Below are 19,179 nucleotides of genomic sequence, written 5' to 3'. Positions count from 1 at the left end.
GCCATAGCCATTGACACCGCTAGCAAGCAAAGCAATACCCACCATAAAACTGCGATTCTGGTTGGAGCAGCTCGGCCCGCCGGCGCTACTGCTCCTGCTGCCGCTGAACGAAGCCTTCAACACCTCGGGCAATAACGGCCCCGGCGCCACCTTTCTCTGGCTGGGCCTGCTCGGCATCCTGCTCATCCCCTGCCTCTTTCTGCTGATGCTGCGGCTTTTTCGCTGGCGCAGCCAGCCACTGCGCTGGGTGCGCCCGCTGGCGACACTGCTGTTGCTGGTTGCCGGGCTTGCTAGCCTGCAATACAGCTGGCGGCAGGCCACGGACGAAACCGGTCTGCTGGCGCAACGAGTCACGCGGCTATGCAAACTGCAAGGCCAATGCCCGGCATGGCTTCCGGGCAGCGACGACGGCAAGCGCGGCCAGGTCGGCGGCTACCTGCGCTACCCCTTGCGCTATGAAACGACGGGCAGCGAGTTCCGGCTGACCCTGCTTCTCAGCGTCGACATGGCCGAGGTCTTCCAGGGCGGTCGGGACGTGCCGCTGCGGCGCGAAGGCAGCCCTCAGCCCTGATCCGGCAAGCGGTAAGCGACTCCCGGCTGACTGGCCGAGCGCGAGCCCGACAGCGGCAGGTTGTCGCTGGCGTGATAGCTGAACACCAGTGAATACTTGGTCTGCGTCGTGCGGTTGCGACTGGCGGCGTGAAAGGTGCGCGCATCGAACAACACCACATCGCCAGGATTGAGCGCAGGAAACTCGGCACGCGCCACCAGTGGCGCAGCGAGCGGATGATCGGGAATCAGGAACTCCAGCGCATCGAAGGCCTCGTCCGGCAGCTCGGTCTGGTGCGAGCCGGGAATGAAGCCCAGCGCACCGTTGTCCGGGTATTCCTCGCCCAGCGCCAGCCAGGCCGACACCAGCTCGGGACGGCTGAAGCGCCAGTAGCGCAGGTCGCGATGCCAGCGCGTATCGCTGGAAAAGCTCGGCTGCTTGGTCATCAGACTGTTGTGATGCGCCTGGGTCAGCGTGATGTCGCGCGCGCCAAGCAGGCGGCCGACCAGCATCAGCAGGCGCGCATCACCCGCCCAATCGGCGAATACCGGATCACGTGCAGCCATATTGCGCAAACGCCGGATCGTCGCGGCGCCCTCGCCGGCCTGCTGCGGCGCCCCGGGATAGCCCAGCTCGGCTTCCAGCTCAAAGGGCGGCACGCGTCGCGCCAGCTCGGCCATCGCGGCGGCACGAATGGCGGCCAGCCGCTGCGCATCGGCAAAGCCGCGCAGGATCAGCGCACCATCACGCAGAAAAGCGGTGCGGATGGCGGAAAAATCGGAATGGGGGGGGAGGAATTCGGCAAGCATGCACGATTGTAACCGATACGGCAGCAATCCGACCGGCCAAGCGCCGCCCTGCTCAGGACTGGAAAGTATTGCACTGCGCCGGGTCACCGGACTCGAAGCCGCGCTTGAACCAGCGCTTGCGCTCTGCCGAGCTGCCGTGGGTGAACGAATCCGGCACCACCGCCCCGCCGGCCTTCGTTTGCAGCGTGTCGTCGCCGATGGCGTGTGCGGCGTTCAGCGCCTCGTCCAGATCGCCGGCCTCGAGCAGACCGCGCTGCTGCGCGCTGTGCCCCCAGACGCCGGCATAACAATCGGCCTGCAGTTCCAGCTGCACCGACAGCGCATTCGCCTGCGCCTTGGACACGCGCTGCTGGCGCTCGTGAACCTTGGCCGACGTTCCCAGCAGGTTCTGCACATGGTGGCCGACCTCGTGTGCAATCACATAGGCCTGGGCAAAATCACCGGACGCGCCAAAGCGCTTGTGCAACTCGTCAAAGAAGCCGAGGTCGAGATAGACCTTGCTGTCGGCCGGACAATAGAACGGCCCCACCGCCGAACTGGCGCCGCCGCAGCCCGAGCGCACCTGATCGCGGAACAGTACCAGCGATGGCTGGGCATATGTCTTGCCGTTCTGCTGGAAAATCCGCCCCCAGCTGTCTTCGGTATCACCAAGGATGCGCGCAACCATTTCCCTGTGCTGCTCGTTGTCGGCCGCGCCGCGCGGGCCTTGCTCATAGGCGGCCGGACGCTGCCCCGCCGGCCCAACCAGACCCAGCATGCGCAGCATGTCAACCGGGCTCTTGCCCAGCAAGAGCCCCACGCCGATGACGGCGACGACAATCAGCGCCACGCGCTTGAAGCCCAGCATATTGAGCAGCAGCGCGAACAAACCGCCGGACGCCGGGCCGCCGCCGCCAATTTCGTTGCGGCGGTCCTCGACGTTGCCGCTCTCCCGCATGTCATTCCAGCGCATCGTCCTTCCCCTTCAATATACCCTACCACACCATCAAGCCATAGCCATTACCAGGAAAGGGCTACAAGCACATACCCGTCAATCATATCGACGCTCGACCAAAAACAAGGCTATGTAACAAACCGTGCTGTGGTCTTGAACTCGTCATTCCGGCGCAGGCCGGAATCCAGTGGTTCCAGTTAAAAATGCCGTCTGGATACCGGCTTTCGCCGGTATGACGAAGGGGTTTCTCATGTTTCTGTGACACACCATGGTTCTGGGACATAACCAAAAACAAACCCCGCCGCAGCGGGGTTTGTCCGGCTCGTCAGGCGCCCAGTGCCTTGAGCACCTCGTCGCGCACGACATCCACCGCGCGGGTGCCGTCGATCTTGATGTATTTCGGTGCCTTGGCGTCGCCGCTGGCCGCCATCTTGCCGTAGAAGCCGACCAGCACTTCGGTCTGCTCGTGGTAGACAGCCAGACGCTTGAGCACGGTTTCTTCCTTGTCATCGTCGCGCTGGATCAGCGCTTCGCCGGTCTCGTCGTCAATGCCTTCGGTTTTCGGCGGGTTGAACTTGACGTGGTAGGTGCGGCCCGAAGCCACGTGCACGCGGCGGCCGGCCATGCGCTCGACGATGCTGGCATCCGGCACATCGATCTCGACCACGTAGTCGATGTCCACGCCGGCGGCGATCATCGCCTCGGCCTGCGGAATGGTGCGCGGGAAACCGTCGAACAGGAAGCCGTTGGCGGCATCCGGCTGGGCGATGCGTTCCTTCACCAGGCCGATGATGATGTCGTCACGCACCAGGCCGCCGGCATCCATGATGGCCTTGGCTTCCAGACCCAGCGGCGTGCCGGCCTTCACCGCAGCGCGCAGCATGTCGCCGGTGGAAATCTGCGGAATATTGAATTTCTCGCGGATGAAGTTGGCTTGGGTACCCTTGCCGGCGCCCGGAGCGCCCAGAAGAATCAATCGCATCGTCTCTTTCCTGTGGGGTTGAATGGTTGGATCTGTCCCTGGCCGTGCTGGCGGATCATCAATCCGGACGCAGGGCAAAGGCGGCACGGGCCTTTTCCAGGTCTTCCGGCGTATCGACGCCGGGTGCCGGTGCTTGTGCGGTTTGTACCACGCCGATGGCGTGGCCATGCCAGAGCACGCGCAATTGCTCCAGCGCCTCGAAGCCTTCCAGCGGCGAAGCCGCCAGCTGGCCATAGGTGCGCAGAAAGCCGGCGCGGTAGGCGTAAATGCCGATATGACGCTGGGCATTCAGGCCGGCGGGCAGGCGCTCCCGGTCGGCGGCAAACTGGTCGCGCGGCCAGGGAATCGGCGCGCGGCTGAAATACAGCGCGCGCCCGTCGGCGGCACTCACGACCTTGACGCAGTTCGGGTTGAAGAAGTCAGCGCAATCCGCGATGGCATGGCTGGCAGTTGCCATGTCCCAGGCCGGATTGGCGGCCAGCGCGGCGGCCACGGCATTGATCAGTTGCGGGTCGATCAGCGGCTCGTCACCCTGCACATTGACCACGATGGTGGCATCGGGCAGCGCCAGCCGGTCGACGGCTTCGGCCAGCCGGTCGGTGCCGGAAGCATGGTCGCTGCGGGTGAGGATGCAGGCGTAACCGGCTTGCGCCAGGGCATCCTGAATTGCCATGTCGTCGCAAGCGACGGTGACCAGCCCGGCATCGGACTGGAGCGCCTGCTCGACCACACGCACCACCATGGGCTTGCCGCCGATATCGGCCAGCGGCTTGTCCGGCAGGCGGGTCGATTTCAGCCGCGCCGGGATGATGACGACGAAATCCTTAGCCTCAGCCAGCAACATCTTCGTCCGCCGCCAGTTCGCGCGCATCGCTTTCCAGCATCACGGCAATCCCGTCCTTGATCGGGAAAGCCAGACGGTCAGCCTTGCAGATCAGCTCCTGCGCGGCCTTGTCATACACCAGCGGGCCCTTGCAGACCGGGCAGACCAGAATTTCCAGCAGTTTGGCGTCCATGCAATTCCTCGTTTAACCATGCGGCCAGATCCGGCGCGAGCGCGGCGCGGACCGGCAAAACCCAGATTCTAGCACCGGCCGTCCCCAAACCGGGCATGGCGGCCAGCTTCACTGCATCCTTTTCGGTCACGACCAGCGTCCCCGCCGGCAGATCGCCCGGAACAAAGTCATGATGATCCGCCAGCGCCCGCTCGGCAAACTGCGCGCCCTCAGCGCGCAGCGTGGCGAAAAAACGCTGCGGATTGCCGATGCCGCACAGCGCCGTCAGCGGCTGCGGCAAGTCGGCGCTGCGGCAGCGCAGGTCCGGCGCATCCAGCCGGTAGCAGTCGCCCGGCTGCAGCGTCATCAGATGCTGCCGCGCGTGCCAGTGCGTGTCACTGGCGCCGTTGATCACCACGGCCTGGCAGCCGCCCAGCCTGGAGGGCGGCTCGCGCAAGGGGCCGGCCGGCAGCAGCAAGCCGTTGCCCAGCCCGCGCGCGCCGTCGATGACGGCGATCTCGACATCGCGCGCCAGCCGGTAATGCTGCAGCCCGTCATCACAGAGAATGACATTCACTGCGGGATGCGCGGCCAGCAGGGCCTGCCCCGCCGCCGCGCGATCATGGCAGACAAACACCGGCACGCCACTGGCACGCGCCAGCAATACCGGCTCGTCACCAACATACCCGGGATCACTATCAGCCCGCACCCTAACAGGTACCTTGGCTGTACCGCCATACCCCCTGGAAACAATGCCCGGCCGCCAGCCCTGCGCACTCAGCGCCTGCGCCAGATGGATGGTCAGCGGCGTCTTGCCGGTACCGCCGACGCTGATGTTGCCGACGACGACAACGGGAACGGGCAAGCGCACGGCGCACTGCAACTGGCCTCGCCTGCGCCGCGCGGCCAGCACGCCAAACAGCTGTGCCAGCGGCGCCAGCAACAGGGCAAACAGCCCTCGCCGTCCATACCAGCGCGATTCAACCCAGCTTTGCAAACTCACTGAATTCGCCCAATTCGAAAAGAAATAGCAAGCCACAGACTGCTTGAACTTTGTTACCACCAGACCGGGCGAAACCAGGCTTTGCGCCAGCCTATCATCAGCGCAGGCAACAAAATCAGCACCACAGTCAGAACAATCGTCAGCCAATAGACCCAGCCCGGCGGACCAAATCCGAGCAGGCGTTCAAGTAGTGGCCCACCCGCAGTCACATCGTCATTCAAGGGCAGCAGCAAAGCGAACGCTGTCAGGGCGAAATACAGACTGATGCAGGAAAACAGAAAGCGCCCCCAGGCCACGCGGCGCAGCAAGCCGATCACGGTAAGCAGGCATAGTGATGGCATCCAGAGCCCACCCAGGCCCTGGTGCGCGGCAACAATCTGCCACAAGCCAGACAGCGCCAGCCAGAGCAAGACCAGGGCAAGCAGGTAATTCAAACCACGGACGGGAAGCGGCATTGATCGCACCCTGCGGATGTTCTGCAAATGTTTTGCAAAAGAAACGGGGCTTGCGCCCCGTGTTCCCTGATCAGCCTTACTTCGCCTGCGTCTGCGTGGCGAAGGTCAGCTTGCCGTAGTTGGCGATGCGCGCCGCCTCCATCACATTGACCACGCTCTGGTGCGTGGCCTGGGCGTCGGCGTTCACGACGATCATCGGATCGACGTCGTCGCTGCCGGCGGCATTGCGCAGCTCGACCGCGAAGGCCTCGGCGCTGATGAAGGCCGCCGTCTTGCCATTGATCACATACTGGCCATTGGCCGTCACCGCGATCTGGATGGTTTTCGGCTGCTCCTCGCTGACTTCGGCATCGGCGCTGGGCAGGTTGATCTTCAGCTCGGCAAATTTGGAATAGGTGGTCGTGGCCATCACGAAAATCAGGATGACCAGAATCACGTCGATCAGCGGGATGAAATTGATTTCCGGTTCTTCCCGCTCGCGGCCCTTGCGAAAGTTCATCGCGCCCCCGCTCAGTGATGACGGTCGCCGTGGACGACCTCGACCAGCTTGACGGCCTGCTGTTCCATTTCGACGATGAAGCCGTCGACCTTGCCGCGGAAGTAGCGATAGAACAGCAGCGCCGGTGCGGCCACGACAATGCCGCCGGCGGTGTTGTACAGCGCCACCGAGATGCCGTGCGCCAGTTGCGCCGGATTGTGGCCGGTGGTCGGATTTTGCGCGCCGAAGATTTCGATCATGCCGATCACGGTACCCAGCAGGCCCAGCAAGGGGGTGATCGCGGCAATCGTGCCCAGCGTGTTCAGGTAGCGGTTCAGCTCGTGCGCCACCACCCCACCGACCTCTTCGATCGACTCTTTCATGATTTCACGCGAGCTCTTGACGTTCTTCAGGCCGGCGGCCAGCACGCGCCCCAGCGGGCTGCTGGCAGCGAGTTTTTGCAGCATTTCGGCGCTGACACCGTGGTTGCGGTATTCCTGCACCGCCTGCGCCAGCAGTCCGTGCGGCAGCACCAGCTTTTTGCGCAGGCTGAGCAGGCGCTCGATGATGATGGTCACGGCGGCGATCGACGAAAAAATGATCAGCCAGATGGGCCAGCCAGCGGCCTCGATGATGTCGAGCAACAACATGTGCGTTTCCTGAATAGATATGGGCGGGACAGCAGGCCCCAGCCGGGCTTGGGCGGTCCCGCGGATGCCCTGATAGAATCGCGCTACTTTAAACGGATTGGGCAAACGGTGGAAGGGATCAGCGCGTCGCGATCGCAAATCCGTGTTGCAAAAGAACATTTTCGGCTTGCTCACAAATGCTGTGGATAACTTTGTGGAGAAGCTGCAGAAACGACCGCCCAAGCCGCATCCTGCCTGCATTTTCCGGCTTTGCCGCAAAAAATGGCGCAAGATCAAAAACCTTTAAATTCAAAAACTTGAGCAACATTTATCAACTACAGCTTGCGAATCTGCCGCAATGCCGCAACAAAGCTGGCGCGTGTGGATTAAATCGAGGAAAAATCCCTTGTTCACGCATTTGTCAAGCCCGTCACAGGGTGTAGTTTCGGTTTCCGAACTGAACCGCAGCGTGCGCCAGCTGCTCGAAGGCAGCCTGCCGGTGCTGTGGGTGGCGGGCGAGATTTCCAACTTCAAGCGCTACGATTCCGGCCACTGCTACTTCTCGCTGAAAGACAGCGCCGCCCAGGTGCGCTGCGTGATGTTCCGCAACCGCGCCGCGCTGCTCGACTTTCGCCCGCTCGATGGTCTGCAGGTGGAAATCCGCGCCGTCGTCAGCCTGTACGAGGCGCGCGGCGATTACCAGCTCACGGTGGAAGCGATGCGCCCGGCCGGCAGCGGCGCGCTGTTTGCCGCCTTCGAGGCGCTGAAGAAAAAGCTCGACGCCGAGGGCCTGTTCGCCGCCAGCCGCAAGCGCGCGCTGCCGGCCTTCCCTGCCCGCATCGGCATCGTCTCGTCGCCATCGGGCGCTGCACTGCGCGACATGCTCAGCACCTTGCGCCGGCGCTGGCCGGGCATCGCCATCATTCTGTATCCCAGCGCCGTGCAGGGCGCGCAGGCGCCCGCCGAGCTGCTGGCCGCGCTGAAAACGGCCAGCGCGCGTAATGAAGTTGACGTGCTGATCGTCGGCCGCGGCGGCGGCAGCCTGGAAGACCTGTGGGCATTCAACGACGAGGCGCTGGCGCGCGCCATTGCCGCCGCACCGATGCCGGTCATCAGCGCGGTCGGCCACGAAACCGATTTCACCATCGCCGACTTTGTCGCCGACGTGCGCGCGCCGACGCCGACTGCCGCGGCCGAGCTCGCCAGCCCCGACCGCGCGCACTGGCAGCAGCGCCTCAACATGCTCGACGCGCAACTGGCGCGCGCCATGGCGCGCACGCTGGGCAACCGCGCCCAGCAGCTCGACCAGCTGGGCCGGCGCCTGCGCCATCCCGGCGAAACGCTTCGATTGCAAGGTATGGCGCTACAGGCCATCGCCAACAAAGCCCGCAACGCCATACACCAGCAAGTATCTCGGTCACGCCTGCAGCTGGCACAGCTGGAGCGCCGACTGCAGCGCCAGCAACCCGACCTCGCGCCGCTGACGCACCGGCTGGAGCGGCTGCAGCAGAGCCTGCACACGGCCGCACACCGCCAGCTGGGCGAGCAGCAGCAGCGCCTCGCCTACGCGCGCATCCGCCTGGACACGCTCAACCCCCGCGCCGTGCTGGCGCGCGGCTACGGCTATGTGACGCTGGACAACGGCCGGCTTGCCGCCAGCGTCGCGCAACTGCCACCACGCACGCACGCCACGCTGCACCTGGCCGACGGCGAAGTAGGCATCAGCGTGGATGCGCCGTCCCCCAGCCAGGGAGATCTATTTTGAGTCAGCATAACGCTGCAAAACCGCGGACCCAGTAGAGTGCCAGCATGACCCGCAACGATCAGACCGCTATCCTCACCTGGCTGCGCCGCGGCCACGGCCGCGCACGCCGCTGCTTGCAGCAGCACGGCACGGCCGGCCTTGAGACCCAGATCGTCGATGCCTGCCTGCGTGACACGCGCCACGACCGGCAATGCGAAGCCAGCCGCGCCCCCTGGCTGGCCGAACTGCTGGCGGAGCACCCCGAACTGATCTCTGCCGTACGCCCGCAGCTGCTGGCGCAACTGGCAAACTGGCCCGCAGCAGAACCGGATGACGATGACGTGGCTCCCGCCCCCGTTCAGTGCGTCGAGCTGGCCGGCGAACTGGCACGCGCCGGTGACGCGGTGCTGGCAGACCGGCTGCGCGCCGCTGCGATGGCCTGTACCCTGGACTGGGACTGGCTGACGCTGCATGAGGAATGGGTGAAACTCGACGGCCTGCCCGCGCTGATCGAGACCGTTCGCCGTGCCGGCGCCCGGCTCATCGCCCACCCCGAAGACCAGGCCGAAGCTTGGCCGTTTCTGGACTCTCTGCAAGAAGACGCCGGCCTGGATGAAACGGCAGGCAGCGCGCTGCGGCAAGCTGCCAAGCACGATGCCGCCCTGGCCGCCTGGCTGGCCTTTTGCAAATCCCAAGACACGCCCGCCGCCGATACCGCCGGAGACGCCGAGGACTACAAGACGCGCTTTCTGCGCAAGTGGCCGGTCGAGCGCATCATTGCGCAAGCCCGGCAACATGCAGAAAACTATCCGAGTTTCTACGCCCGCTTTGGCCGCCATGCCAGTGCCGACGGTCTGCGCCAGGTGCTGCAAGCCTTGCTGGACAGTGATGACGACGAGGCCTGCCTGCGTCTGCTCTGGGTGTTCCGCCGTACGCCATTACCCGAATTGCCCGAAAAACTGCTGGGCTGGCTGGACAAGGAGCATCAGGAAATACGTGCAGCCACTCGGGTGGCATTGGGACAGCTGCAGCATCCGGAAGTCGCACGGCAAGCGCTGAGCCGCCTGCAAGCCACACCCCAGGACTACACACTGCTGCCGCTCTTTGCCCGCAACGCCGCACAGCTCGACTCAGCGCTGCTGCAGCTTGTTCTGGCCGCTTTGCCGATCGACGATGACGATGTCGCGCATGACATAGCCTCGGACCTGCTGGAGCTGGACGCTGATACCCATAACGCAGGGGTCGATCACTCCGCCAGCCTGCACTGGATCTACGAGCACTCCCCCTGCAGCATCTGTCGCGGCACGGCAGTCGAGCGCCTGCATGAGCGGCAGCAACTGAGCCACGAGCAGCAAGCGGAGTGCCGTCTGGATGCGGACGATGGCATCCAGAAATTATTCCCGCCAGAACCAACCATCAACAGAACCTAGCCGGGCAAAGGGGCGCGCGCGCAGTAATAAAAAAGCCTGGCAAATCAGACCAGCAATCTTCCTGCCTCGTCAAACACCCAGCCATCCTCGTAGCACACCTCGAACAGATGCCCGTCCGGGTCGCGGAAATAGCCGGCCACCCCCCAGGCGGTGGTCGTGGCCGGCTTGACCAGCTTGCCGCCATGCTGCACAGCCAGCGCCAGCGCAGCAGCCACCTCGTCTGGCTGGCGTGCCAGATACACCAGCGCACTGTGTGCAGCTTGAACGGGCTGTGAATCGGGCTGACCGGCATCGGCCGCCAGATCGCGCCGGGAAATCAGCCCCAGCACCACCCCGCCCAGATCAATCTTGACGAAGCCCGCATGCGAGCTGGGTGCGGCCGGCCAGCCCAGCGCGGCGTAGAAGGCCGCACTGCGGGGAATGTCATCGACGCCGAGCAAAATCAGATTCAGGCGTTGCTGCATGGCAAGTCCTTACAAAGTGAACGAATGTTCTATTTTGCCACAGGTGCCACGATCTGGCGCGGGATATCAAAACAACACTCACGAGGCTGACAACTGGCATTCATCGTTTTTACTTGAGCTTGGAGACGGCCGACATTTACGATTCTGGCCATCACGCAACCCGCTACCGGATCCCTCCACTCATGGCCATGAATCTCTACCTGCAGCAGTTTCGCAATGGACAGCTGCACTCGGTCTGCAAGCGCACCCTGCTCGACACCCTGGGGCCATTCGGTCAGTGGCACGATGGCGGAGAAATCGGCGAATTCCGCTTCGCCGGCAACGACATCGCCAGCTCGGCGCTGATTGCCAGCTCGGCGGAGGGCGACTGCCACTGCCTCTCCTTCCTGCATCCGCAGTTTGGCGACCCGCTGCGCAAGCTGGTCTTCGAGCTGCTGGACAAGCTGAACTGCTTTGTATTCGACGACGAGCTGGGTACGCTCTACCACGTCCATGGCGAACTCGGCGACCTGCCCGCGCGCATGCGCGGCAAGCTGTGCGGCCAGCAGCAACGCATCCGCTCGCCGCAACAGCTGTGGCCCGAAGGCACCTTTCTGCCACCGGCCAGCCGCCCCAAGGTCAAGCTCGCCTTTCAGCACCCGGAGCGCAAGACGCGCAGTGAGTTGCTGCTCGATGCCCAGAACAGCAACGGCGCCTACACGCTGCCGATTGCGCTCTGCCACGCGGCCGGCAATCCAGGCACGCTGAGCATCCAGCAGGAGCTGGTGAATGCCGTCAACTGCGTCACCGTGCAACATGAGCTGAAGACCGCCATCGATTTCGACTCGATGGCCGCACTCATGGATACGATCATGACCGTGAAGGCCCCGGCGGACAGCGAAGACCCGGCCCCGGCCGCCTTTGTCGCCAACGCCGAGACACACCGCACGGCGCGCCGCCTGAGTGAGCAATTCCGCCAGCAGGTGCTGCAGAAATTCAATCTGCAGCTGGAACTGAGTGCCGGCAGCCTGCCGCAGCTGGAGCAGCTGCTGGAGAAAATCCACCAGCTCTACCTGCAGGAGCGCACCGCCCGGCCAAGCGAATGGCACAGCAAGGCGGCGGCCAACTGGGCGCGGCTGGCCGGCGCCTGGCTGGGCGAAGTGCTGCGCGCCGAGCTGGGCGCGCAATGGGGCACGCTGCAGCGCGGCGGAATCGGCTGGAATGTGCTGATGCTGAACAGCCAGCAGGGGCATTGCTGGCCGGAACAGCAGGTACTCAACCGCATCATCGGCGGCAAGCAATTTGACCTGCAGCACAGCTTCCAGCAGCACTGGCTGCCGCAAAAGGCACGCTCCGCCGGCGCACGCGACCTGGCCGGGCGCATCAGCGATTACGCCGACCAGCTGGTCGCCGGCCTGGGGGAAATCCAGGGCATCGAACGCCTGGCGCGCGCGAAACTCGATTTCACGCCGGAATCGCTGCGCGAACTGGATCGCTTCCTGTGCACCTTCGCCGGGCACGATCTGGACGACCTGATGACCCGGGGCGAGCTGCTGCGCAGCACCGGCGCCTATGTTGGCGAGGTATTGCGCCGCAATAGCGCGCAGCACTGGCTGTGGATGAACTACGACGAATACATGGCGCTGCGTGCGCCGCAGGACACGCCGGCCGACGAGCGACTGCCCGACAATCCGGCCTTCGCCGCCATGCTGGTGCGCGAAGACGATCTGCTCGCGCTGCCGTTCAATTATGTGCTCGGTGTCCTGCTGGAGCCGTCCGACACGATCCATTCGACCATCAGCCGAAAATTGCAAGCGCCGCTGTACAGGGAAAGCAAGACCAAGCCCTACGCCGAGAAAATCACGGTCACACCGCAGTACACGCCGCCCGCAGGCAAGCAGGAGCTGGCGCTGGAGCCGCAGGCCACCCCGGCGGCCCGCGAACTCGCACTGGAGCCGGAAAGTGGCAGCAGCACGGCAGCGCAATCCGCAGCAGATCATCGCTCCGAATCGGCGCAGCAACTGCTGGTGACCGCGCCGGGCCTGGTGCTCGTCTACATCGGTCTCGCCGATGGCAAGGCCGATGCGAAGGAAACGCAGGCCTTCCTCAGCGAAGTGCAGGGGCTGGCCAAGCTCGACAATTTCTTCGGTCGCCTGATCGCGCTGAATCTGGAAACGATGGCGTCCAACCAGGCCGCCTATTTCGGCATGATCCTCGGCATTCTGGAAAAGATCGACGCCAGCTTCGAAGCGGCCAGCCTCACCCTGCTGAGCGCGGCCGCCGATGTGCTCGATGCCGAGCTGGGCGACGAAATGCAGTCGCGCTATGTGCGCCGCCGCCTGTACAACCTCGGCGCCACCGTAGCCGCTGCCTCGGGCGGCGGCTTCCTGCGCAGCGCCGTCAGCCGCGAAGAGCAAGCGCGGCTGGACCGGCTCAAGCAGGCGCTGCGCTGCTGATACCCGGCAATCTATTGCCCTGTAGCCATTTCCATAAAATGGCTACAGATGGATACCCCTGGCCGCCACTTCACCACTATTCTTCCATCACGCCATGAGCCACTTCCTGTTTTTCCAGCCCTTCCTGCAGGGCCGGCCAGCCACGTACTCCCGCGCCGAGCTGCTGGCCCTGCTCGGCCCGCATGGCGAGGCCGATCTCGATGAAAACGATGGCGACCCGTCGTTCCGCTTTCACGATCTGGAAATCGCCGCCTCAGCGTATCTGGTTGCCGACGCTCAGGGCGAGACCCGCTGCCTGACACTGACCCGGCCCGGCTGCACCGAGAAATTGCGCCAGCTGGCCTTTGCCGTGCTCGATCGCCTGGGCGGCTTTGTTTTCGATGGCGAACTGGCCTGCATCTATCACGTGCACGGCAGCGCCGCCGACTTGCCGGCCAGCATGCGAGAAGGCTGCAGCGGCATGCTGTGCCGCGTGGTCGCACCGCAGCAGCTGTGGCCGGAAATGCACGTGCCGGACAGCGCCAGCCAATGGCCGGTACTGCACCACGGCGATCAGGATGGAGCGCGATTTTTCGTCATTGACCGACAGGATGGCAAGACGCTGCAACTGGATCTGCCACTCAGCGCCGCCGCCTGCAATCCGGCGACGCTGCGCGGCATTTACAACCACCTGCTGCGCCTGCGCAGCGCACTCAACCGCAATCCCGGCTACGCGCTGCGGCTTTGTTTCACATCGAACGAAGCCAGCCTGCAACTGCTGGAAAGCCAGAATATGCCGCAAGGCTTGAGCGGCACCATCGTCAATTCGGGCGAGCAATTGTTCGGCGCCGGTGAAAGCCGGCCACGCTTCGTGGCCGATCATGCGCTGTATCGCCAACGCGCCATCAAAACCCAGGCCTTTCTGGCCGAAGCCAGGCAGCGCTTTGGCGCAGCCCCGGCGCTCAATGCCGGCGGCGCCGCCCGGTTTGACGCCATCCTCGAACAGATTCACCAGCTCTATCTGCGCGAGCAGCAGGGCAAGCCGCAAAAAACCTACAGCAAGGCCGCTGCCAACTGGGCCGAACTGACCGGCTTCGCCCTGGGCGAGGCCATGCGGCTGGAAAACGGCGGGCAATGGGGATTGGTCGAGCGCGGCTGCGGGCTGCGCTGGCCGGCGGTGCAATTCGGCGACGGCACGCTGTGCTTCCCGCTCAACCACAGCCTGAACCGCATCATCGGCGGCAGCGAATACGCGATTCCAGCGTGGTTTGCCGCCCATGCCGCACACAAACACCACGGCGATGACGTGGCCGGCGGCATGCTGATGTATGTCGACGTGTTGCTGGGCGGCACCGTGCTCGAAGGCAAGCCCTTGCCGCTGGCAGACCGCGTGCCGCGTGACAGACTCGATTTCAGCCTGGCAAGCCTCAAGGCACTGGATGACTATGCCGCAAGCGCCGGAGCGGCATACCAGGGCATGCCGAATGAGGATGTGGCCACCCTGGTGCTGGCGCTGGGCGGCTATCTGGGTGAAGTCATCCGCCGCAATGCCAGCCAGCACTGGCAATGGCGCAATTACGCCGATTACTTTGCCGGACGCCAGCCCACCTTTGCACAGACGGCCTTTTCGTCCGTGCTGCTGGAAAGTGACGATCGTGGCGTGCAGGTGCTGCAGGCCGTGAAGTTTGCCCTGGCCGGGACGGATACGCTTTACCGCTGCGCGCTGGAGTTTGCGCCGGAACTGGCTGGCGAAGAGGCCGACGCCGCCACGCAGGACACACAGTCTGCGGCCGGTCAGCCGGATTCACGGGCAGCCAGCTTCATGCAGGCAGCGCCGGTGCTGGTCTATGCCTTCGTGCTGGGCGGCGAGCAAAGCTAGGACAGCAAGGAGCAGGACGCCCTTTTCGACGAGCTGGGCAAGCTCGCCCAGATGGACAACACCTTCGGCCAGCTGATGAAGCGCGCCCTGCCGGACATCCTGCCCCAGTTCAGCCGCTACCTGAACGAACCATGGCGGCTGATCGACAGCGACCCGGAAACACAGGCGCTGATGGTGCTGGACGCCCTGCTGCGCGAAGCCCGCCGCTGCATCGACGCCCACCATGACGACATGCAGGCCAGATATGTCCGCCGCAAGCTCTACCAGCTGGGGCACAGCATCGCCTCGGCCTCCGGCGGGGGCTTCCTGCGCAGTGCGGTCAGCACACAGGAAAAGCAGCGGCTGGAATTCCTCAAGGAAATTCTGGCGTGCTGAGCGCTATTGATCCGGCCCTCAGAAGCATGAATTTCTGTAGGAGCGAGCTTGCTCGCGAAGCGTTGCTTATCGCGAGCAAGCTCGCTCCTACAATATGAAAACATCAGCGGGCCGGATCAATAGACTCCCGGGCGAGTGATCGGGCCATCCGCGATTTGCCAGCAGTCATTGCCCCTATCGATCCAGGCCTGACTTGAACACACAGGAATCCCATTCCGGCTGGCTCGATCATTTGGCGCGGAACATCTCGGCTTAACGACCCGTTGTTCCAAGTGATGCAAGCGCCGCCTGTGCGCAGGCCAGCCGCTGCGCCCCGCTGCCGCTCACCTCGGCAAAGGGCACGCCGGCGATCTGCAGCCCTTGCCGGTACAGCTCGAACAGTTGTTCGCGGTCGAGCGGGTTTTCGCGCAGCGGATCGGGCTGCCAGGGCAAGTCCGGGCTGAGCAGCAGGTGCAAGGCATAGTCCTGCGGTCGCCACAGCATCGCCAGTTCGGGCGGGCATTGCCCGAAGCGCACCTCGGCCCAGATCACGCAGACCAGCACATTGGTATCGCACACCAGCCAGCCCGGACTGGCCAGCTCGTCTTCCAGCGCCAGCTGGCCACGCGCGATCGCCACGATGTCATCCAGCGTGTAGTCGCTGCTGCCGCGCGCGGCAAACCAGCTGCGTGCGAACTCCGGCACCCAGGGTGCGGCAAGTTCGGCCGCCAGCTCGCGCGCCAGCGTGGTCTTGCCGCACGATTCGGGGCCGACCAGCGCGATGCGCCGGCTCATGCCGCCAGCTCGCGTTGCCAGCGGCGCCAGCCCCAGGCCGCCAGAATGGCCAGCAGCACATACAGGACCGCCGTGAGGTAGAGCGCCTTGTGCACATAGATGCCGGCGGCCAGCAGATCAAGCACGATCCAGCAGGCCCAGTTTTCCAGGCGCTTTTGCGCCTGCAGCCATTGCGCCAGCAGACCAAAGCAGAAAATCGCCGAATCCAGTACCGGCACGTCGGTGGGCAGGAAATGGATCTGGAACTGCGCCAGCGCCAGCGTGGCCAGTGCCGCCGCAGTACCAAGCAGCAGCATCTCGCGCCGGCTCATGCAGCTGACCGGCAAGGCGTGTTGCGCCGTGCCGTGCCACCAGTGCCACCAGCCGTAGATGGCCAGCACGGCGTAAATCCCCTGCAGGGCGGCCTCGCCAAACAGGTGGTACTCGAGGAAAAGTGCGACATACAGCGCGCTGGCCACCAGCTGCAGCGGCCAGGTCAGCACATGGCCGCGCGCGGCCAGCGTGATGGCCAGCAGGGTAAGGATGAAACCGGCGATTTCGGGCAAGGACATGACAACTCCCAGGAAGGCGCCCATTAAATCACGTCTGCCCGCTCACCGGCATCCGACCGGCCGCCGCGCTATACCTCGCCCCAGCGGCGCAGCAGGTTGTGGTACACGCCGGTGAGCTGCACGGCAACCGGCGTGTCGCCGTGTTCGCTGCGCAGCTGGCGAATCGCGCAATCCAGCTCGAAGAGCTGCAGGCGCTCGCCCACGTCGCGCACCATGCTCTGCAGCCACATGAAGGACGCCACGCGCGTGCCGCGCGTGACCGGCTCGACGCGGTGCAGGCTGGACGAGGGGTAGAGGATCAGGTCGCCGGCCGGCAGCTTCACTTCGTGCAGGCCATAGGTGTCTTCGATCACCAGCTCGCCGCCGTCGTATTCGTCGGGCTCCGCGAAGAACAGCGTGGCCGACAGGTCGCTGCGCACCCATGCGCCGGTGGCGGTCACGCGGCGAAAGGCGTTGTCGACATGATTGCCGAAGGTTTGCCCCGGCCCGTAGCGGTTGAACAGCGGCGGGAAGATCGTTTTGGGCAGCGCGGCCGAGAAGAACAGTTCGTTCTTCTCCAGCGCCGCGAGAATGACGGCACGTACCGCCTCGGCGGCCGGGTCGTCGTTGGGCAGCTGTTCGTTGTGCTTGGCCTTGGCGGACTGGCTGCCGGCGGTGATGCGGCCATCGAGCCAGTTGGCGGCGTCGAGTCGCTGCCGACAGGCCGCGACGGTGGCGGCGTCGAGCACGCCGGGAATGTGCAAGAGCATGGCAACTCCAGAAAAAGGGCTGGCATGGGGTCATTGACCACATGCCAGCCCGGGTATTGCCCTGCAGGGCAAGAACTACATGGGCTTAGAACGCATACTTGGCAGTCAGGCGGAAGGTGCGCCCGGTGCCCGGTACGGCGAAGCCGCGATACAGGCCTTCGTAGTGGTCCTTGTCAAACAGGTTGTACACGTTCATCTGTACCGAATAATCGCGGTAAGTCCACTCGGCCATCAAGTCAGTGCGGATATAGGCCGGCAGATAGGTGGTATTGGCATTGCTGGTGTAGCGCTTGCCGACGGCGTTGAAACCGCCACCAATCTTCCATTCCGGGGTGAGCTGATAGGTGGTCCACAGATTGCCGGTGTACTTGGGCGCGTTTTCCGGCATGTTGCCGACTTCGTTCGGGTTGGCGGTCGGGCCGACGGCGTCGATCACCGGATCCATCCACACCCAGCCGCCAAACACCTGCCACTTGTCGGAGAGCTTGCCGGCGGCTTCCAGCTCCAGGCCGTCGGTATGGCGGCGGCCGGTGAGCAGGTAGGCCTGCGGCGCGCCGCCCGGCTCGATGTCGGTCACGCGCTCGTTGGTTTTTTCGCTGCGGAAGATCGCGGTGCGCAGGGCCAGCCTGCCGTCATACAGATCCCACTTGGCGCCGATTTCCATATTGCGGTTCTTTTCCGGCGGGGTATCGGTGCCGCGCGCATCCAGCGAATACGATTCGGCGGACGGGTTGAACGAGGTGCCGTAGGAGGCGTAATACGATTGCACGGCGTCGGGCTGGTAGAGCACGCCGGTGCGGTAGCTCCACACGCGATCGGTGCGGTCACGGCCGGTGGCTTGCGGCTGCTGGTCGAACTTCACCGCGAAATGATCCCAGCGCGCGCCGGCGATCAGCTTCCATTGCGGGGAGAGTTCGATGGTGTCCTGCGCGTAGAAGGCATAGGTATCCGCGCGCGAATCGGAATAGCCGGTGGTGTTCAGCGCGCCGCAGCTGTAATCGCGGAACGGGTCCGGATTGCCGTAGGTGGTCGACGGCAGCGTGCACGGCGAAGAACGCGCGGTGGTCAGCAGGTTTTCGCGGGTCAGCTCCATGCCGCCCAGCAGCGTGTGGCGCACGGCGCCGGTATCGACCTTGCCGGTGACTTCGGTGATGTTGGAGAAGATGTCCTGATCGCGCATGCGCAGCTTGCGGCTGCGGCGGATTTCGGTGTTGTCGGTCAGCACGCCGCCGGTGCTGTTGAGGTTCAGGCCGGGCGCGGTGGCCGACATGTCGAGCTCGTACTCGCCATAGCGGGTCATGTTGCGCAGCTGCACGCCGGGCGCCAGCTCGTGGGTGATGTCGGCGGTGAACACGTCGGACTTGGTCTTTTCATAGTCGAACTTGTTCAGGCCGTAGAAACGGTCGGCCGGGCCGAGCGGCTTGCCTTCGAAATACGGCACGCCATAGTCGGGGACGTTGTCTTCCTGATAATGCAGATAGGACAGCACGATCTTGGTCTTGTCGCCGGCATCGATGGCCAGGCTGGGTGCAAAGCCCCAGCGGTTCATTTCCGCGCCGTCACGGAAGCTGCCGGCTTCCTGCACCATCAGGTTCAGGCGGGCGGCGACATTCTCGGCCAGCAGGCGGTTCACATCGGCTTCGGCGCGATAGTAATCGTAGGTGCCCACCGTGGCGCTGATTTCATCCCAGATTATCCATTAGCCATTTCCCAAGCATTTGAGGCAAGCTTGCGGCAAGGCAGTGGGTCTTCGCTACGGCATCAAGCCGGGGCATTTCTAATGGATTCCATTAGCAATAACCTTCATGAATCAGCCACATAAGAGGTAGACATGGCCGGGCTGCCGCTGCAGGGAGATGGGTTTTCGATCAGTTTCAGCAACCGCGAGGTCACCGCCTGGGGCGGATTGGTGCTCTTCAAGCAGATGCTCGACAGCATGGGCTTTCGGGACGCCGCCGGGAGCT

General features: G+C 64.3%; 21 protein-coding genes. 6 read left to right on the top strand and 15 right to left on the bottom strand.

Going from position 1 to position 19,179, the window contains the following annotated elements:
- The first annotated feature begins 61 nt into the window (after positions 1 to 61).
- On the top strand, positions 62 to 571 hold the full coding sequence (locus C515_RS0113260) for a hypothetical protein (RefSeq protein ID WP_028455936.1): 510 nt from the start codon (positions 62 to 64) through the stop codon (positions 569 to 571).
- On the opposite strand, the gene C515_RS0113255 is transcribed toward C515_RS0113260, so the two are convergent.
- From C515_RS0113255 to C515_RS23605, 10 genes are all read right to left on the bottom strand, one after another.
- Positions 562 to 1,359, bottom strand: a complete 798-nt coding sequence (locus C515_RS0113255; protein WP_028455935.1) for a phytanoyl-CoA dioxygenase family protein — start codon at positions 1,357 to 1,359, stop codon at positions 562 to 564. The two genes, C515_RS0113260 and C515_RS0113255, sit on opposite strands and share 10 nt — an antisense overlap.
- Before the next feature lie 52 nt (positions 1,360 to 1,411).
- Positions 1,412 to 2,311: a KPN_02809 family neutral zinc metallopeptidase gene (gene ypfJ, locus C515_RS0113250; RefSeq protein WP_028455934.1), complete on the bottom strand. Its 900-nt coding sequence runs from the start codon at positions 2,309 to 2,311 to the stop codon at positions 1,412 to 1,414.
- A gap of 307 nt (positions 2,312 to 2,618) precedes the next feature.
- A complete protein-coding gene (adk, locus tag C515_RS0113245; RefSeq protein WP_028455933.1) occupies positions 2,619 to 3,275 on the bottom strand; it encodes an adenylate kinase in 657 nt (218 codons plus the stop codon).
- A gap of 58 nt (positions 3,276 to 3,333) precedes the next feature.
- Positions 3,334 to 4,119: a 3-deoxy-manno-octulosonate cytidylyltransferase gene (gene kdsB / locus C515_RS0113240; RefSeq protein WP_028455932.1), complete on the bottom strand. Its 786-nt coding sequence runs from the start codon at positions 4,117 to 4,119 to the stop codon at positions 3,334 to 3,336.
- Positions 4,106 to 4,291, bottom strand: coding sequence for a Trm112 family protein (locus C515_RS0113235; RefSeq protein WP_028455931.1), 186 nt, complete (start codon positions 4,289 to 4,291; stop codon positions 4,106 to 4,108). Before C515_RS0113235 ends, kdsB begins: the two co-directional genes overlap by 14 nt.
- Positions 4,230 to 5,273 carry a tetraacyldisaccharide 4'-kinase gene (lpxK, locus tag C515_RS21005; RefSeq protein WP_081686944.1) on the bottom strand — a complete coding sequence of 348 codons (1,044 nt, stop codon included), beginning with the start codon at positions 5,271 to 5,273 and terminating at the stop codon, positions 4,230 to 4,232. The genes C515_RS0113235 and lpxK overlap by 62 nt, the downstream gene beginning before the upstream one ends.
- Positions 5,274 to 5,326: 53 nt before the next feature.
- A complete protein-coding gene (locus C515_RS0113225; protein WP_144290461.1) occupies positions 5,327 to 5,755 on the bottom strand; it encodes a hypothetical protein in 429 nt (142 codons plus the stop codon).
- A 49-nt stretch (positions 5,756 to 5,804) separates the two neighbouring features.
- A complete protein-coding gene (locus C515_RS0113220) occupies positions 5,805 to 6,227 on the bottom strand; it encodes an ExbD/TolR family protein (protein ID WP_028455929.1) in 423 nt (140 codons plus the stop codon).
- Positions 6,228 to 6,238: 11 nt separating this feature from the next.
- Positions 6,239 to 6,856, bottom strand: coding sequence for a MotA/TolQ/ExbB proton channel family protein (locus C515_RS0113215; protein WP_043649522.1), 618 nt, complete (start codon positions 6,854 to 6,856; stop codon positions 6,239 to 6,241).
- A gap of 118 nt (positions 6,857 to 6,974) precedes the next feature.
- Complete coding sequence (locus C515_RS23605; RefSeq protein ID WP_144290460.1) at positions 6,975 to 7,163, bottom strand: hypothetical protein; 189 nt, start codon at positions 7,161 to 7,163, stop codon at positions 6,975 to 6,977.
- Positions 7,164 to 7,241: 78 nt separating this feature from the next.
- On the opposite strand from C515_RS23605, the gene xseA reads away from it, so the two are divergent.
- Complete coding sequence (gene xseA, locus C515_RS0113205) at positions 7,242 to 8,600, top strand: exodeoxyribonuclease VII large subunit (RefSeq protein WP_028455927.1); 1,359 nt, start codon at positions 7,242 to 7,244, stop codon at positions 8,598 to 8,600.
- Between the two features lie 44 nt (positions 8,601 to 8,644).
- Complete coding sequence (locus C515_RS0113200; protein ID WP_028455926.1) at positions 8,645 to 10,009, top strand: hypothetical protein; 1,365 nt, start codon at positions 8,645 to 8,647, stop codon at positions 10,007 to 10,009.
- Positions 10,010 to 10,053: 44 nt separating this feature from the next.
- On the opposite strand, the gene C515_RS0113195 is transcribed toward C515_RS0113200, so the two are convergent.
- Positions 10,054 to 10,473 (bottom strand): VOC family protein, encoded by a 420-nt coding sequence (locus tag C515_RS0113195; RefSeq protein ID WP_028455925.1) that lies wholly within the window; start codon positions 10,471 to 10,473, stop codon positions 10,054 to 10,056.
- 182 nt (positions 10,474 to 10,655) lie between these two features.
- On the opposite strand from C515_RS0113195, the gene C515_RS0113190 reads away from it, so the two are divergent.
- The 3 genes from C515_RS0113190 to C515_RS0113180 all read left to right on the top strand — a co-directional run bounded on the left by C515_RS0113190 (position 10,656) and on the right by C515_RS0113180 (position 15,141).
- Positions 10,656 to 12,908 (top strand): tellurite resistance TerB family protein, encoded by a 2,253-nt coding sequence (locus C515_RS0113190; protein ID WP_028455924.1) that lies wholly within the window; start codon positions 10,656 to 10,658, stop codon positions 12,906 to 12,908.
- A gap of 94 nt (positions 12,909 to 13,002) precedes the next feature.
- Entirely contained in the window at positions 13,003 to 14,766 is a 1,764-nt protein-coding gene (locus C515_RS0113185; RefSeq protein ID WP_028455923.1) for a hypothetical protein, read from the top strand.
- Between the two features lie 51 nt (positions 14,767 to 14,817).
- Positions 14,818 to 15,141 carry a hypothetical protein gene (locus C515_RS0113180; protein ID WP_028455922.1) on the top strand — a complete coding sequence of 108 codons (324 nt, stop codon included), beginning with the start codon at positions 14,818 to 14,820 and terminating at the stop codon, positions 15,139 to 15,141.
- 252 nt (positions 15,142 to 15,393) lie between these two features.
- Here the strand turns inward: C515_RS0113180 and C515_RS0113175 are convergent, their stop codons facing one another.
- The 4 genes from C515_RS0113175 to C515_RS21000 all read right to left on the bottom strand — a co-directional run bounded on the left by C515_RS0113175 (position 15,394) and on the right by C515_RS21000 (position 18,884).
- The gene (locus tag C515_RS0113175; RefSeq protein ID WP_028455921.1) at positions 15,394 to 15,915 is read right to left on the bottom strand and encodes an AAA family ATPase; all 522 of its coding nucleotides are present in this window, start codon (positions 15,913 to 15,915) and stop codon (positions 15,394 to 15,396) included.
- Positions 15,912 to 16,466: a nicotinamide riboside transporter PnuC gene (gene pnuC, locus C515_RS0113170; protein ID WP_028455920.1), complete on the bottom strand. Its 555-nt coding sequence runs from the start codon at positions 16,464 to 16,466 to the stop codon at positions 15,912 to 15,914. The genes C515_RS0113175 and pnuC overlap by 4 nt, the downstream gene beginning before the upstream one ends.
- A 68-nt stretch (positions 16,467 to 16,534) precedes the next feature.
- The gene (locus C515_RS0113165) at positions 16,535 to 17,215 is read right to left on the bottom strand and encodes a Fe2+-dependent dioxygenase (protein ID WP_028455919.1); all 681 of its coding nucleotides are present in this window, start codon (positions 17,213 to 17,215) and stop codon (positions 16,535 to 16,537) included.
- 85 nt (positions 17,216 to 17,300) lie between these two features.
- Positions 17,301 to 18,884 (bottom strand): TonB-dependent receptor, encoded by a 1,584-nt coding sequence (locus C515_RS21000; RefSeq protein WP_051304926.1) that lies wholly within the window; start codon positions 18,882 to 18,884, stop codon positions 17,301 to 17,303.
- Positions 18,885 to 19,179: the final 295 nt, after the last annotated feature.

Origin of the sequence: Chitinilyticum litopenaei DSM 21440 (assembly GCF_000428145.1) — a bacterium.
Classification (GTDB): domain Bacteria; phylum Pseudomonadota; class Gammaproteobacteria; order Burkholderiales; family Chitinibacteraceae; genus Chitinilyticum; species Chitinilyticum litopenaei.
Note: the sequence above shows the minus strand (reverse complement) of the source record. Positions and strands in the feature narration are given on the sequence as shown.